Source organism: Streptomyces sp. NPDC017225, assembly GCF_044331465.1.
Taxonomy (GTDB): Bacteria; Actinomycetota; Actinomycetes; order Streptomycetales; family Streptomycetaceae; genus Streptomyces.
The window spans coordinates 58632-73812 of sequence record NZ_JBIRNE010000018.1; the positions used below are offsets into that span (position 1 = coordinate 58632).

The 15181-nt window shown below is 69.9% G+C and carries 13 protein-coding genes and 2 pseudogenes; all 15 read right to left on the bottom strand.

Going from position 1 to position 15181, the window contains the following annotated elements; genetic code table 11:
* Nucleotides 1-66 precede the first annotated feature (66 nt).
* A pseudogene (locus tag ACH4NX_RS30325) lies at nt 67-1015 on the bottom strand (DUF317 domain-containing protein).
* A 393-nt stretch (nt 1016-1408) separates the two neighbouring features.
* Nucleotides 1409-2077: a hypothetical protein gene (locus ACH4NX_RS30330; protein WP_398129463.1), complete on the bottom strand. Its 669-nt coding sequence runs from the start codon at nt 2075-2077 to the stop codon at nt 1409-1411.
* A complete protein-coding gene (locus ACH4NX_RS30335) occupies nt 2074-2550 on the bottom strand; it encodes a hypothetical protein (protein ID WP_398129464.1) in 477 nt (158 codons plus the stop codon). Before ACH4NX_RS30335 ends, ACH4NX_RS30330 begins: the two co-directional genes overlap by 4 nt.
* Complete coding sequence (locus ACH4NX_RS30340; RefSeq protein ID WP_398129465.1) at nt 2547-3326, bottom strand: glycosyl hydrolase; 780 nt, start codon at nt 3324-3326, stop codon at nt 2547-2549. Before ACH4NX_RS30340 ends, ACH4NX_RS30335 begins: the two co-directional genes overlap by 4 nt.
* Nucleotides 3323-3931 (bottom strand): DUF4913 domain-containing protein, encoded by a 609-nt coding sequence (locus ACH4NX_RS30345; RefSeq protein WP_398129466.1) that lies wholly within the window; start codon nt 3929-3931, stop codon nt 3323-3325. The genes ACH4NX_RS30340 and ACH4NX_RS30345 overlap by 4 nt, the downstream gene beginning before the upstream one ends.
* 93 nt (nt 3932-4024) lie before the next feature.
* Nucleotides 4025-4999, bottom strand: a complete 975-nt coding sequence (locus tag ACH4NX_RS30350; RefSeq protein WP_398129518.1) for a DNA cytosine methyltransferase — start codon at nt 4997-4999, stop codon at nt 4025-4027.
* A 43-nt stretch (nt 5000-5042) separates the two neighbouring features.
* Nucleotides 5043-5303 (bottom strand): annotated as a pseudogene (locus ACH4NX_RS30355) (hypothetical protein); the annotation flags it as partial.
* A gap of 21 nt (nt 5304-5324) precedes the next feature.
* Nucleotides 5325-6497, bottom strand: coding sequence for a DnaB-like helicase N-terminal domain-containing protein (locus ACH4NX_RS30360; protein WP_398129467.1), 1173 nt, complete (start codon nt 6495-6497; stop codon nt 5325-5327).
* A 223-nt stretch (nt 6498-6720) separates the two neighbouring features.
* Complete coding sequence (locus ACH4NX_RS30365; RefSeq protein ID WP_398129468.1) at nt 6721-8508, bottom strand: type IV secretory system conjugative DNA transfer family protein; 1788 nt, start codon at nt 8506-8508, stop codon at nt 6721-6723.
* Nucleotides 8509-8603: 95 nt separating this feature from the next.
* Nucleotides 8604-9410, bottom strand: coding sequence for a hypothetical protein (locus ACH4NX_RS30370; RefSeq protein WP_398129469.1), 807 nt, complete (start codon nt 9408-9410; stop codon nt 8604-8606).
* A complete protein-coding gene (locus tag ACH4NX_RS30375) occupies nt 9407-10147 on the bottom strand; it encodes a hypothetical protein (protein WP_398129470.1) in 741 nt (246 codons plus the stop codon). Before ACH4NX_RS30375 ends, ACH4NX_RS30370 begins: the two co-directional genes overlap by 4 nt.
* A gap of 1643 nt (nt 10148-11790) precedes the next feature.
* Complete coding sequence (locus ACH4NX_RS30380; protein ID WP_398129471.1) at nt 11791-12288, bottom strand: hypothetical protein; 498 nt, start codon at nt 12286-12288, stop codon at nt 11791-11793.
* A 26-nt stretch (nt 12289-12314) separates the two neighbouring features.
* Nucleotides 12315-13079 carry a hypothetical protein gene (locus ACH4NX_RS30385; RefSeq protein WP_398129472.1) on the bottom strand — a complete coding sequence of 255 codons (765 nt, stop codon included), beginning with the start codon at nt 13077-13079 and terminating at the stop codon, nt 12315-12317.
* A 97-nt stretch (nt 13080-13176) separates the two neighbouring features.
* A complete protein-coding gene (locus ACH4NX_RS30390; protein WP_398129473.1) occupies nt 13177-14319 on the bottom strand; it encodes a hypothetical protein in 1143 nt (380 codons plus the stop codon).
* Nucleotides 14320-14455: 136 nt separating this feature from the next.
* A complete protein-coding gene (locus tag ACH4NX_RS30395; protein WP_398129474.1) occupies nt 14456-15154 on the bottom strand; it encodes a hypothetical protein in 699 nt (232 codons plus the stop codon).
* Between the last annotated feature and the right edge of the window lie 27 nt (nt 15155-15181).

The window sequence follows — 15181 nt, forward strand, 5'->3', positions numbered from 1 at the left end:
GGAACTCCCGTTGTGCAAGGACGGTTTCGAGTAGGTGCGGTATCCCGGAAAGGGCCGGGGCGGGAGTCAGCGGCCGTGCCGTGGAGCCGGCGAGCGGCTCGGTAGCCCAGCGGATGCGGGCGCGAAGCTGCCCGACCGGTTCTGCACCGCAGCCGCGGAGCGGCTCTGGGCGGCGATCACCCGCAAGTCGGCTGCGGTGCCTGGGGCGCGCGCGGCGCGGTGGACTGCCTGGGTGACCGCCGTCCGACGCACGTCGAGCGGAGTCGGAGCGTGGGAGACCTGAGCATCGGCGACCGGGGTGACCGGAGCCACCGGAGTCAGCGTGACCAGGTGATCCATCCGCCGGTCGACCTGGTGCCGTTCACGGATCAAAGGGGCCGACTCCGCCATGACGCCCGCTGTCGCAGCGATCAGGTGGGACGGGGTGAGGGCCGTGAATTTTGCTTCTGCCCGAGTGCCCCAGCCCGGCGGGCCGGCCCAGAGTGTGACGGTCTCGTCGTCCCACCCATGGAGACGGTTGTCGATCAGGACGCCAGCCAGCCCGTCGGGGGCGACGATCTCGACGGTGCCGCGCTCGGCGCCGCCGTCGCGTGTCCAGCCGGCGTCGGCGAGCGGCCGGACAGCGTCGGCCCAGCGGTAGGACGGATTGGCCAGAAAACGTGCGTTGTCGTCGTAGGCGTCGGACTCTGCGTAGTCGCGGGCCAGCGCGGTAGTCAGGCCGGCGACGATCTCGGCCCGGGGTGACGTGGTTGAAGGTGACCGTCCAGCGGGGCGCGCAGACGGCTTCGGTAGCGGCGGTGATTTTCCACAACTCGAAGTCATCACCGAACCAGCCGATCCGAATCCGTTGGTCGGGCGAGGTGACCACGAGCTGACAGGGGCCCTCGTCGATGAAGTGGTGCGGCCAGTGAGCGACCGGGGCGAAGCCGGCGTCACCAGTTCCGCTGGAACCGGCCAGGTACATGGGGCTGACCAGCACCTCTTGGTACCGGCTTGGGTCATCAGGGGCGTGCATGGTCGAGGCTCCGAGGGTGAAGGAGGGGAACGCACCCGCGTGCGCAGCAGGACGAGCGGCTGAAGCACCCGCGGACGCTGTGGCAGTGATGAGATGGACCTGGCTCTCAGCGCCCGGGTCACCAACCCGGCCCGGTGCCGACTGGGAGGTCACGGCCGTCGGCACCCGCGGCTGCGGCGCGTGGTTGAACAGGGCGTTCGGCGCGGCAGCGCTCCGCCGCCAGGCTGCCGCGGTCCGGGCACCGTCCGCGCCCAGCGGGACACCGACGTGGGTACGCGTGGTCGCCGTTGCAGGACGCGGAGCCGACGAGGCCCTCCGCAGGGCGACCTTCGGCGAAGCCGAGCGTCTCGGCAACGAGGTGGGTACCGGGGTGCGTGTTCGCGTCGTACGGGTTCATTCTGCCGCCTCCATCCGAGTGAGCAGAGAACGGATCAGCGTGGGCAGGCCGTTGGGCCCGTCGCCGAGCCAGACGTGGTCGGTCGCCCCGTTCAGCACGTACGCGGCGTCTTCGAGCAGGCCGTTGGAGATCTCGTAGCAGGCGTCGGTGATCCGAAAGGCGGCGAGCAGCGACTGGGACAGCACCTCGACATAGTCGTCCGGCGCGAGGCCGGTGGCCTCGGCCGCGGTGCGGATCGCTGCCAGCTCCAGCGAGCTGAACGCGAAGTCGAACTCGACGCCCCGCTCGGCACCACCGGGCGCGGCGACGACCGGGTTGCTGGGCTCGGTGGGGACGCCCACGCGGGTGCAGATCTCGTCGACCGAGGCGGTCAGCTCGGCGAAGGACTCAGTGAGCCACCCCAGTGCGGAGGCATAGGAGGCCAGGGCGAACAGGCCCGTCGGCGTGGCCGGGCGCGGCTCGGCGGCCACGAACCCTTCGAGCCGGTCGCTAAGCTCGCCGACCACTCGGGGTCCGGCGGACAGCGCACCCAGCACGGGGTGCAGGTAGGAGAGGCCGACGGCGGTCGGGTAATCGGCGGTGAGGATGCCGGAGACGCTCTGCGCGGCATCGGTGAGGAGGTCCGCCAGTACGGTACGGGTCAGCGGGGTGCGGTCAGCGGTCATCGCTGGGGAACCTTTCGGGGAGCAGCAGCCGGGGGCGATGCCGCTGCTGGAGGAGTTGTCGGGCTTGCCGTCGGCCACTCGACGGTGAGCGGCGACCGGGACCGGGCGGCCTGCACACGGGCCTCGGTGGCGGAATCGGTCTCGACGTCCTGCAGGGGACCGATGCGCAGGTGCGCCGAGCGGTAGACCGCGTAGTCCTTCCGGCTTCCGGCGGCGACGAGGTAGATCTCGTGCTTGTGGGCCGATGTCGACGGGGCCTGGCGGAACTGGATGACCATCCGATAGGCGACCGAAGGGTCGACGTAGACCTTGTGGAAGCCGGCAAGACGGCCCTTCAACGGCATGCAGTCGTCACTTCCATGGACCAGGTTCTGCAGCTCCAGCAGCGCCAAATTGCGGATCTTCTCGGGAAGTTCCCGCAGGTCGGCGATGGCGTCGGGGTGCGCGGCGAAGGCGAAACGGGCGCGGCTCACAGCAGCCTCCCCTGCACCGGACGCTGGACCGGTGCCGTCGTGCGGGAGGCGTCGAGGACGGCCCTCGACGTCGCGGAGGCACCGGCCGACCGGGCGAGCGCGATGCGGGCGATGCGAGCCCGGACGACAGCGCCGTCGTGATCGCTGTACTCCGGTGGCTCGGGCAGCGGACCGCTGCGCTCGTCCAGCCAGGTCTGGGCGACACCGACGTCGGCGAAGGCGCCCTCGCGCATGGTGTACGTGTCGGCCTCGTGGTCCCACTCCTCATGGAACACACGGACCGGTGCCTGAGCGGCACGGGAGTCGCGGACAAGCGTCCACGTCTCGCTGGGGCCGTAGTCGGAGGTGTAGGTGTCGAGGACCTCGTAGCGAGTGCCCGACCCCCGGATCTGTTGTTCCACCTGGACAGTGAGGTCGTCGGCGGGTTTGACGTAGTCACCACCGCTCAGAGCAATCCGCTCGGGCGGGCAGCCGCGTTCTACGAGCCAGCTCTGGGCAAAGGACGCCGTGGCGTGGTAGCTCGTCTCGAACGTGAACGTGGACCGGCTGAGATCCCGTGCGACCGCGATCGCGAAGAGCTGCGGCTCGCCGGGTGCCCCCCATGTGACCGACCGGTCGTGGGCCAGGACGAAACTGTGGGAGCCGCTGGGAGAGGTGTGATGCTGGGACAGCACAGTCAGGTCGCCGGCCCGGAACGTCTCCATCGCCTCCTCGGAGGCGTCATCGGCAGGCAAGAGATCGGCGAGGTCGGCGAAGTCGAGGTCGAAGGCGTTCACGCCGCCACCTCCGCCTGCTCGGGCGCTGGGGTGGCGAGCACACGATGGTTGGGGCGGTTCGCGTTCGTCGTGCACGCCGCGAAGGGCCCGTCGGGGGCGCGCAGCTGCACCAATGTCTGGTCCAGGTGGTCGCGGTGCCAGGTCGACGGACCGGACAGGCCGGCCTCTGTGTCGGTGAACTGCTGCCAGGCGAGCCAGAGTGCGTGAAGCCGGGCGACGGCCTCCGGGTGTTCGTGCCACTGCCCACACCACGGACGACTTGTGCTGATCTCCCGGCCGTAGACCGGGAGGAAGAGGTAGTTCACCCAGTCGCTGAGGGCGGCGAGTTCGACGGCGTACGCCTCCCCGCCCAGGGCGAGGATGAACACCGAGGCGGGGCCGTCGGCCTGTTTGCCGTCGGCCGCCTCGGCTTCCGGAGCGTTGTCCGCCCGCTTGCCGACAGCTGGGACGGGCTCGGGCTCGGAGCCGAGGCGGTCGAGTATGACGCCGTGCTGCCTGACCTCGGCCATGGTCTTGGCGAGTGTGCTGGCAAGGTCGTCGAGGTCTCCGTCGGAGACGCGGAACGGCTCGGGACCGGGGGTGGTGGTCGGGCTGGTGTCGGACATGGGGGCGTGCTCCATCTGTGAGACGGCGACATGCCCGAGAGGATCCGGAGAAACATCGGTTTGGTTCGGCCGGAAAAACCCGGTAGTGGAGCGCTATCGGCCTGCGCAGTGAGGGCAACGCGGGAAGGGTGGTGCCAGCAACTGCATTGCACGAGCAGCTTGCTGGGGAACGACGCCGTTGCCGAGCGCGGTGAGCTGCGCCGGACGCCCCAGCCCCGGGGTGGCGGTGACCCAGCCTGCGTCGAGACCCTGCATCCACTCCACGAAGTCTGCGCGGAGCCGACCGGCCGCGTCCGTAGGGGCCGGGGCGGGACGAGTAAGCCTCTCCCATCGGGTGATGGCGGCTCCGTACGCTCCCCACCGCTGGTCCGCTCCTCGGCCTCCGGCGACTCCTCCGCCCAGAGCGGCAGGACGTCCGCCGACAAGGGGGGACGCCACCCCTTCCCGGGGCGGCGGCCCAGTGTGCCCGTGTCGCTGGCCCTCGGCGTGGGCAGCAGCGACGCCGCCGCACTGGGCAGAGTCATGTCGCCATTGCCGTGCCGCTGGTTCGGCGAACCCTTGATCCCGTCCGACGCTTTCGGGGTCGGCAGCAGAAGCCACTCGACCTCGTCGGCCAGGTTCGGCCCGTGGCCCCCGCTCTTCCTCTTCGACGGGTGCTGCGAACCGCCGTTCTTGGCGATGTTGCTGGTCGGCGTCTTGAGCAGGGTGTTCGGCGGGCCAAGCTGTGAGGAAGGTCCGCTCGCGGCGGTGCGGGGCCCCGACGTCGGAGGCACGAAGCACGAGCCACTTTGCGTCATACTCGATGTCGGCCAGGGATCCGAGTACGGCACCGAGTGCCCGCAGAGCAGGCTGACCTGTGGTGTCTCCCAGACACCACGGGCAGGATTCCACGTCGCCAGGGGAACCGGCGGGGGAGGTGAGGAGGCCGCGCACATTCTCGATCACAACCAGGCAGGGTCGGAGGGCTTCGACCGCACGGACGACGTGCAGCCAGAGCCCGGAGCGGGTTTGGGCGTTGAGTCCGGCCCGGCGGCCGGCGACCGAGACGTCTTTGACAGGGGAAGCCAGCCGTCAGGACGCACACCCGGGGGACGGTGAACCAGTTGGCGGTGGTGATGTCGCCCAGGTTGGGGACGCCGGGCCAGTGGCGGGCCAGGATGCGCGAGGCGTTCGGGTCGACCTCGGCGTGCCAGGACAGCGTGCCGCCGAAGGCGGACTGCACGCCCAGGTCCAGACCGCCGTACCCCGAGCAGAGCGACCCGATCAGCGGAGGACGCGCGGGGGCGTCGAAGCCCGACGTCGTGGCGCGATGTTCCAGGGAATCGGAGGAGAGGGCGTCAAGCAAGGCGAATTCCAGGGAGAAAGCGGACACATGGGCTGGGCGGTGAGGGCATCAGCGATGGCCGCGCGAGGGCGGCCGTGTGGCGGCCGGCGCGGGGACGGGACCGGTCGGGGCCGGGGGCGATGCGGCTGGGTGTGCTGTGCTGCGGGCGCGGGCGGCCTGCACACGGGCGGAAGGCGGTCCGCCCGCTGACGGAGCGGAAGCCGTCGGCTTCGGAGCCGGGCTGCCGTTCGCGGTCGCCCAGCGGGCACGCACCTCGTCGAGTGGGCCGAGTGCGTGCAGGGCGTGATTGATCAGCCGGCCGGGGACCAGGACCTCGTTCTCAGCCAAGGTCCGGATGGTGCGCGCGGAGGCGGCTGCGGTGCGGGTGAGGGAGGAGCGCATCACCCGGTGCCCGAACCAGTTGGCGCTGCCGGGGACCATGCCGTCGCAGACGGCGGTCAGTTGCTCGCTCGACAGAGCGCCGTCGGCCAGGAGGCCGCGCCGCTGGGCCTCCCAGAGCAGGGTGATCCGGTCGATGGGTTCGCCCCGGTGGTGCAGTGCTCCCAAGCACCGATAGAGCTGTCCATGGGCCGGGTCTGCGAAGTCCCCCGGCCGCAGCCAGGCCACCACCTCGTCCATGGCCCCCGGCTGCTCGGCGAGGACGGCCACAAGGAACCGCTCGTCCTCGGCGACCTGGTCGGACTGGATCGGCGGCGGGACGGCCGTGGCGGCGGCCGGCGCCGCGGTGGGCGCGACCGGACGTGGATCGGTTCCCCATCGTCGCGCGAGATCGGTGAGTACTCCGGTCAGGACGTCCGCTGTACGTAGCGCTCCCTCGACCTCGCCCTGGACGGCGTTGGCCCGAGCCTCCTGGTGAAGGCGGATCGCGTGCTGGGCGACGGTGCGGTGGATCGCCCCCTCCAGCACCATGCGGCCGTATACCGGAGCATGCTCGGTACGTGGACACGCCTGGATCAAGGTGTGGGTGTACGCCGCGGTCAGCCCTCGCACGTGCAGGCCGGCCTCGTCGACCGCGTCGGTCACCCACGACAGCGGCAACGGACCATCGGCCGAGAGTGCGGGGTGGCCGTCGCTGCGGAGTTTGCGGAGTGCGCCGAACAGCGCTTGATGGACGGGCCGGTGGAAGTGATCCGGGGCAAGCCAGTTCAGGTGCGAGAGCTGGTCGGGGTCGAAAAGCACGGCACCGAGAACCGCCTGCTCGGCGCTCAGCAGCGGGGTCATCGACTGTCACCCGAATCAGGTGCAGAGGGCTCGCTCTGTCGGAGGCGGAGGCCGGCGACTGCCTGGTCGGCAGCGGCCATCGCCTGGGCGAAGTCGTCTAGGACGGCGGTGAAGGCGGGGTCGGAGGCGGGAATCGAGCCGGCCCCGCCGACCAGCCACCACCGGCCGTCGCGCAGAACGACCGGAGAGTGGGGCAGCCGCCGGTGACGCGATGCGGGCGCGCTCATGCCGACAGCCCGAGGTTGTCGTCGCCGATGCTCTTCGCGAGGGCCCGCTCGGTGATCACCTTCGTGGCGCGGGCGGAGGCCGGGCCGACCACCTTGGCGCAGGGCTCCTTGTACCAGGGTTTGAGGTTGAGCATGGCGACCCGGATGCCGGTGGCCAGCAGCAGTACCTTGCCCTTGGGCAGGGCGCGGATCGCGTCCGGCGGCAGGATCCGCTCGGTGCGCATGCTCACCGAGGTGGACTTGCCGCTCTCGCTGGTGGACACCGAGGTGGTCTGGACGTCGTGGTCGCCGACCTGCCTGCTGAGGCGGTCGGCGAAGTCGGCGTCGTCGATGCCGCTTCCGATGATTTTTACGGTGGCGGCGGAGTACAGGGCGTCCATGCCGGCTTCGCCCCAGCACCGCTGGCCCTGCCGGTAGGACTGCAGGATCGTCATCGGGATGACGCCCCGACTGCCCAGGTGGGAGTACAAGTCCGGCAGGTCACTGATGCGGCACACGTTCGCGGCTTCGTCGAGCACGCACAAGGCTGGCGGGTCGAGTCGGCCGCCGGAGCGCTCGGCGACGATCACGGCCGCGCGCATCACGGCGTCGGCCGCCGCTGCGATGATCGCGCTCGCACTGCCGCCGCCGTCCTTGCTGAGCAGGTACAGGGTGTCGCGGGATGTGGCGAAGGCGAATGGCTGGAACTCGGGGAGGTCCTCGTTCGGGGTGACCCAGGCGGCGACGTCGGGGTCGAGCAGGCAGCTCGCGTACTGCCGCGCCGTTTCGTAGATGCCGTCGCGGGTTTCGGTTGCGCCGGAGACGGTGCCCTGGAGCTGGGCAGCGACTGAGTCGTGGCCGGCGTCGGTGAGCAGGTCCACCGGGGTGCGGTCGGCCGGCATGGCGAGCCAGGCCAGGACGTCGGTGATCGGCCGCCGGTGGCTGGCGGCGGCCAGGAACAGGGCGCCGAGGGTGTTGCTCGCGGCGGTGGACCAGAAGTCGGATCCGCTGGACTCGTCCACGCTCGCGGTGACGAAGTGCCCGGCCAAGCGCTTCGCCCCCGCCAGGTCGCGGGCGTCGGCCAGGATGTCCCACCACATCTCGCGGGGGTGGTGGGCGATCTGCTGGGGGTCGAGGGTCCAGATCGTGCCAACCTCGGCTCGGGCGTCCACCGTGGCGGTGAAGGCGTCGTTCGCGGCCTTGTTACTCGTGAGCAGGACCGGGCCGGGCGCCGAGAGGATCGCTGGGATCGCCAGCCCGGAGGTCTTGCCGGAACGCGGGGCCATGATCGCGACGATCACGTCCTCCCAGGACGCGCGGACCTCGGCACGACCGGGGCCAAGAGTGCCGAGCAGAATGCCGCGGTCAGCGGGAGCGACCTCATTACCCTCCCGGTCGCCCAGTGACGGCCGCAGGCTCTTCGCCTTGGCGGTGATCTCCTTGTCCAGCAGGGGCGCCAGGTCGGCCTTGCGGGCGAGACCGGACTTGGAGCCGGCCCGCCGGCGCATCCACAGCACCACTCCGGTGGTGACCAGGGCCAGGGTGATCAAGCCGGGGACGACGCGGGCACCGATCAGCAGCGCGGTGCTGCTCAGGGCTGGCCACAGCACGTCGGGGTGCAGCAGGGCGTCCGTGGCGCGGAACGGGGCCCACAGCCCGTTGCCGATGAGGGTGTTGGTGAGGTTGCCGGTCAGCCAGGCGAGAGAGCCGAAGGCCATAGCGGCGCCGAGGACGGCGAACAGGAGGTAGAGGAGCGCGTCCGACCCGGTGGTGGTCGAGGGCGCGCTGGTGCGCGGGGAGGGCACGGCGGTTCCTTGGGTGTGCGAGGGGGAGGGTGCGGGGCGCGCTCGGCTCTCGTGCAGCTCACGGGTTTACTCCTTGGGGCTCGAACGGCAACGTTTCAGCAGGGACGGGTAGCGGGGCGTGCCGAAAGCGGAGACGGCGCGGCGAGTAACGGGGTGGTGTCGGTGCCGGCCTTGGTCGCGAAGGGCGAGACCTGGCGAGCGGCGGCCAGACGCCGGGGCTCGGGATTGACGACCTCGCTGACCGCCAAGGCTGGATCGTCGGCGTCCGGATCCCGGACGGAGGGTGTTGCGGCGTCCGGGCCCGCGCCGAGGACGTCGTCGAGCAGTTCCCGGGTCCGCAGGATGTTGACCCTCAGGTGGTGCCAGAGGTCGGTCCGCTCGGCCGGGCACGCGGCGACCCCGTCCACGGCAGCCTCCACCTGCTCGCGAACGTCCTGGAGCATCACGTGGGCGGTGGCCAGCCGGGTCCAGGTCTCGAAGGTGGGGTTGTGGTGCGGGTCGTCGAACGCCAGACGGACACGGGTCCGGTCGGCGGCAGCGGCGACGAGTTCGGTCAACTGCGGCAGCGCGCCGACGAGCGCGCCGTTGACTTCCTCAAGAATTCCCGCGACCTCGTCGGGCGTCGCGTCCTCCGTGACACGGGTGATCATCCCGCGGACGGAGTACGGGTCAGCGGAAGCACTGGGCAGGTGCCGGACCTGCAATGGCTTGTCGGAGTTGGGTGCCCCGTTGCGGTGGGCGAGCCGGATGTTGTGCTGCATGGTGGCGCCCTCGGCCTCGCCGATGCTGGAGTAGTACTCGGGCGTGCTTCCTCCTCGGCCGCTGTTCTGGACGGCCGAGCCAGGTCGGAGCCCGTGGCAGGCAGGCCGGCGGTTGGCGCTGACGAAGATGACCTGGGTCACCGTCGAGGGCCCGAGGCGCGCGGCGGGTGTCCGATCGCGTTGGACTGCGCTGTTTCGGAGCCGGGGACCGAGGAGACCTTGGCTTTGGCCGCTGCGGGCGACGTGGCCATAGCGGCGCCCCGGTGGTCGGGCAGCGTCGAGGACCTCGTCCGTGCCGTGGTGTGGGCTTCTGACGCGGTGCCGACATGGCGCAGCTCGGCGTCGCAGTCGACGAGTTCGGACTGCGCCGAGCTGATGAACTCCGAGGCGAAGCCGAACCGGTCGGCGAGTGCGTACGCCTCGTCGTCGAGGTTGTTGATCTGCTCGCTTGCTGCCTCCAGTGCTTCCCGGACACGTTCCAGGGCGCCGTGCTCGGGGTGAAGGAGGTGGTCGATCGCCTGCTGGAGGTCGGCTCCGTTCTGGGCCGCCCGGATCCGGTCCGTGAGCCGGAGGAGTTCCGCTCCGGCGGTGTAGGGCCCGAGCGGGGGTACCGGAGGGCTCATCCGGGCCGTGTGGAGAGAGGGAGGGAGATTGCCGTCGTAGCGGGCGGCGCGGAGCATCTCGGCCGCGTGGGTGGCGATGGCGACCTTGTCGGCGAGTGGGGTGGTGGTGGGAAGGCGATGGCGCCGGCCGTGCCAGTCGTCGATCTGCTGGAAACCGGCGTGCTTGAGGAGCTGGGCGGAGAGGTCGTCGGTAGCGCCCTTGGCGACGACGCTGCCGCTGAACTCGGACGTGATGGTGATCGAACGGTCAGGCAAGTGGATCTCCTGGGATCGGGGGTCGGGTCGGGGACGGCGGGCAGGTGTCCCAGGTCGGCGGCGAGGCATCGGCACTCGGTCTGCGCGCGGAAGACGTCGCGACAGGTGTCGTGGAGACCGCCTCCCTCGCGGGCGAGGGTGTCCACGACGTGCACCTCCCGGGGCTGGTTGCGCACGGCGATCCACCATCAGGAGTCCGGATCACCTTCCGGGGTGATCCCGGTGGCGTCCACCAAGCGCCAGGCGATAGTGACCGACTGCAAGTCGGTGAGATCCGGCTGGCGAGGCTCGGAGCAGACCGAGCAGACTGAGCAGACCCGCGTCGGCCGCTCGGGTGCACGTGTCCTGAGCCGTTCGACGGCGCATCGAGGGTGTGGGCCAAGTAAGGCAGTGAGCCAGACTCGGCAAACAGTTCGATCGGGGTCCCAAGGCCTTCACCTACGATCAGTTGAGGGCTGATGTGGTCGCCGTGTCCGCCAGGACCGTATATGTACGAGAGCAGCCCTGCGGTGTCGCTGGCGCGCTGTAGGTGAGCGATCACGGTGTCTACCTCAGAGAAGTTGCGGACATGAGTCCGGTGTTCGGGCCGTCAAGGGAAGAGGATCCACAGGATCTGCGATTTGGCGCCGCCGGAGAACAGTGGTAATGCCCCGTTTTGCTAGACGGGAAGGAGTCCGCACAGGCATGCTGCCCGCTACGTGGCCGAGATCCGCGCCTGATGCATAAGGCGTTGCCCTTGACCGGGCCACCGCTTGTCGGATTCGTCCTGCATGACGTGTCGGACCGCTTCCATGCTTGAACTACTCAGCCGGGCAAGAAACATTGAACGATGACTGCAGCCATGTGTGGGCTGGTCACGCGCCGTCGGCTCCCGCTTCAGTCCAGCTCACGGCTCGGCCATGGTTCGAGCTACGCGGTCTCAACCAGATCAGGTGAAACCACTACGCGCCCGGTCCCGCTCTTCTAGGGTCATCCCTGGCAGTAGCTTTGCGTCGTCACTACGCCACCCCCTGGTGCGCACACCGTAGTTAGGCACTACTGCAAGGGGGCGTCATGGGACGCAGAGGTGTTCGCCGCAGGAAAGAGGACCCGGGCTGGAACCGAGCCACCTTCTTCGCAACGCTTGGTCGGCTTCTTCTCGAAGCGATCGACAAGGCGCGCGAATGGTGGCGCGACTGACAGCCCAGGTCCCTTTCTGACTGTTGTGACAGTCGTGCGCCTATAGGCGCACTACGTCACGGTGTTACTCGCACCGTGACGTGACGGGCCGCGGTGTTGACGCACCGCGGCCCGCGTTTTTGGGTTCAGCGTCGTTGGCGGGCCGACGCACAAGTGACAATCAAGGACGTAAAGGGTGGACCCCCAGGTCAACCTCTAGCACATACGAGGCAGTGGCGGCTGCCTCTTCTTCTCTCTGATGTCCATCCCCGCACGCGCGGGGAGCACTTTCACCTGATGGCAGTCTCAGCCATCAGACCGGCGAGCGCCCTGATCTGATCGTTGAGATCCCCATCAGGTAAGAGCGCTCCCCGCGCGTGCGGGGATGGACCCACAGGTGAGAGTAACGGGGCCACCCCCGCACGCGCGGGGAAACTGGAGTAATGGGATGACTGCCGTCTGTCGCCAAGCCAGGTGTCGGTAGTTCAGAAGTGGGGGTTCTCGGTCGGCCGGTCGGCCCCGGTGGCGGCTTGGAGCAGCTCGGTAAGGTCGTCTGGCTGGGAGGAGCGCTGGTCGATCCACCACCCGGCGCGGGTGACGGTACGAGTGCTTTCCTCAATACCCTCCCATTCCGCCTCGTTCGTTTCGCCCTCGGTGACCAGGGCGGTGTAGGCGGCGGTCAGGATCTGGTGACGACAGCGCACACCCCAGGCGACAGCCCGCTCGGTCCCGTCCAGAGGAGGCATGCGGTACTGCTCGGACCAGGCCTCGGACTCGGCCTGCTCCTCAGCGCGCTTGGCCTTGAGCCAGGCGGCCTTGTCCTGCTCGTCGCCTTGTTTGGAGGCGCGCCAGCACTCGGTGCACTCCTGCTTGGCGAGCCATTCGGCGAAGCCCGCCCGGCGGTCGGCCGGTCGGTCGGACAGGTCGCGGTCGGCCTGGTGACCGCAGGTGTGGTTGATCGGCCAGATGGTCTTCACGGCCATGGGAGGCTCTCCTTACGGGAGTTGGATCAGCGGTCGCGGGAGAACGCGATGCGGGGATCGACCGGCCGGACCGCCGCTGCCGGGATGACGGGGGCGGCGACCGGTGCCTTGCCCGGGAGGCCGGCACGGGCCGGGCTGGCGGCGAGCGCGGCGGCGCTGATCGGAGACGTACGAGGGGTGCCCTGGCCGCGTTCACGGGACGCGGCCGACACGGGAGCAGGGTGAGGACGTGCTGCTACGTCCTGAGCGAGGCGCGGCTGCACTGCGACCTGGACGCCGGAGCGGTGCAGGGCCAGCGTGGCTCCGGCGACCTTCCCCAGGGCTTCGTCCCGGCCGGTGGTGGCGGGCAACGTGTAGATGTCCAGGCTCGAGTCGTGTCGCCAGCCGTGCTCCACCAGCGCGAGCCCGGTGAGGCCGGAGGCACGGTCGTCGATGGCCGCGACGATGCCGAGCTGAGGATGCTCGGCGAAGGCGACATCAGGTTCACCGAGCGGGCCCCGGTCGCGGGCGGGCGCTGCATCGGGTGCCAGCGAGGGATCGAACGCGGCGTCCACGTCGACCCGGTAGCCGGCCTTGCGCAGCAGCTCGACTGCTCGGGTCGTTCGGCCCTGCCCGTCACGCTCCTGGTTGGCCATCACGTACAACGTCGGCACGTCTGGGACGGGGTGGAAACCGAACCCCTTCAGCATCCAGGTGCTAGCGGCGAGGTTCTTCGGGTTCGCGGCGACGATGCCGTAGACGGGGTGGTGGCCGAAGGACAAGTCGGGCAACACGTCGTAGTGGCTGGGCATGGCAGATCCATCCAGGGTGGGCTCGGTCGCAGATTTGAACGAGGGACGAATTGCTTCTGCTGGTGCGGTACACGAAGGACTCCAAGACGGTGGACGGTCAGCGACCGGGGGCGGACGAGGGACGTGCGGGTGGCGGCGCGGCGCGCGCGGACGACTCCGCCGGCGGACCGGCCGGGAGCGCGTGCTGTTGGGCTGACGGCGAAGGGGTGAGAGCGGCACTCACCCGTGACGGGGCAGACGTCGGCGAGAGGGGCTTGCCCGCCTGTGCCTGGGCCTTGTTGGGGTGGACGGTGTGGCTGCCGGCCAGGTCGTTGCGTATCGCCTGGAGCCTGAACGCGTAGGTCTCCAGGTCCTCGGCGATGAGGCGCAGGTGGTTCGCGGAGTGGTGGTCGGCCGTGTCTCCGAGCCCCTCCCACCAGTGGGCCGTCGCGTCGAGGATCTCGACGACCCGTTGAAGAACGCCGTCACCGGGCGCGGTCAGCTCGCTCAGCGGGGCGACCGCCTCACTCGTGTGCGTGGCGGCCCGGACGGACTGGGCAAGGTGCCCGAGACGGTCACTGAGACTCGTCTCGTGGCTCCGGGCAACAGCAATGCTGGGATTCAGGAGAGCAGGGTCGCCGGCGAGGTGGAAGCCTTCGGCCTGCAGCATGTTGAAGGCCCGGGTCACCGTCAGTCGCTGTTCGGCCGGGTCGGTCATGGCCGAGGGCAGCCGGTAGTAGTGCGTACCGCCGAACGTCACGGCCGGGATGAAGCCCGCGCGGTAGAGCACTGTGCCGGCGGCGCGTACCTCGACGGACCGTTCGTGCTCCTGGCGCGGCTGTACGCCAAGTCGGTCCAGGCGGGCGTCGACGGCGGTGAGCAGATCGGGGACGCTGCCGCCGTGCCGTGCGTCGGGGCCGTCGGGCTCCGAGTCGTAGACCACTTCGTACACCGCGGGCTCGGCGGACCGGTGACAGGTCACCATCCAGCTCTCGGGGGACTCGGGGTGCACCGAGGGAGGCTCCTGCGGGGGCGAGATGATCAGCGAACTGCCGTCGGGAAGCTCGGCGTGGACGATGTAGTCGCTGAGGCCGTACTCGACGGTGCACTCCAGGCCGCGCTGCCGCAGGGCAGCGGTGAGGACGGCGTACCGGTGGTCCTGTCCGGAAGCCGCAGGTGGGGAGGACGACGGGCTGATCCACGCGAGGACGCGCGAGCCCTCCTGCTGCTCGAAGGTGATGAGGGTGTTGCCGGGGTGCATGGGGTATCTCCGTTGCCGGACGCCCCCGGCGGACGGCATGAGCCGCCAGGTGCATGGGGCTGGAAGGGGTGCGGTGGTCCATGAGGATCCGGTGATCGGTCGGCTTGGTGCTGCCGCGATTTGGTGCTGAGTGGCGTCAGCGGGAACGACTCGAGGTCGGCGGATTTGATGCCGGGGGGAGAGGAGGCGAAGCGGGCGGGGCGCCGCGGGCGCCGGGAGCGGACCGGGTGAGGGCCACGCGCGCTCGTTCGGTGTGCGACGCCCGTTCAGCGTCCGCTCGGTTGGCCAGGTACTCGCCGGCCCGGACGAGCGCTGGGCCCTGGTAGGACAGCTCGTGTGCGTAGTGCCAGCCCTCGGTATTGCGGTGCTCCTCCGCGTGCTCCTGGTAGAGCTGGAGCGAGCCCGGTTGTGAGCCCTCCATGAGCGCCATGATCTGGTTCCACTCATGTCGGAGCGCGTCCGCTCGGACCAGGGTGGTGTCGATCCCGCGCAGTCGACGCAGGTCGTCGCTGATCGGTCCTTCGACGTAGTCGGGACCGTCGGCGGCGGCGCGGACCCCGGCCAGCACCTCCGGCCCGTGGTCGAGGAACACCTCGGCGTGCTTCCACGCCTCGGCGTCGCGCTTGACCTTGCTGTCCGCGTAGACGTCCTCGTCGAGGGGGCAGCCGTCCGCGTCGCAGAGTGAGTCCGAGACCGCATCCCAGGCGTCGGACGCCTCATTGATGCCGACGGCGGCCGAGGCCAGTGCCGGGAGGTGCCGTCGCCACGCCAGGGGGTCGTCGCCCGTCGGCAGCTGGTTCTCGCCGTAGGCGGGAGAAGTGGAGGAAGCAGACATGATCGATCCTCGTTCCTGTGCCGGTCG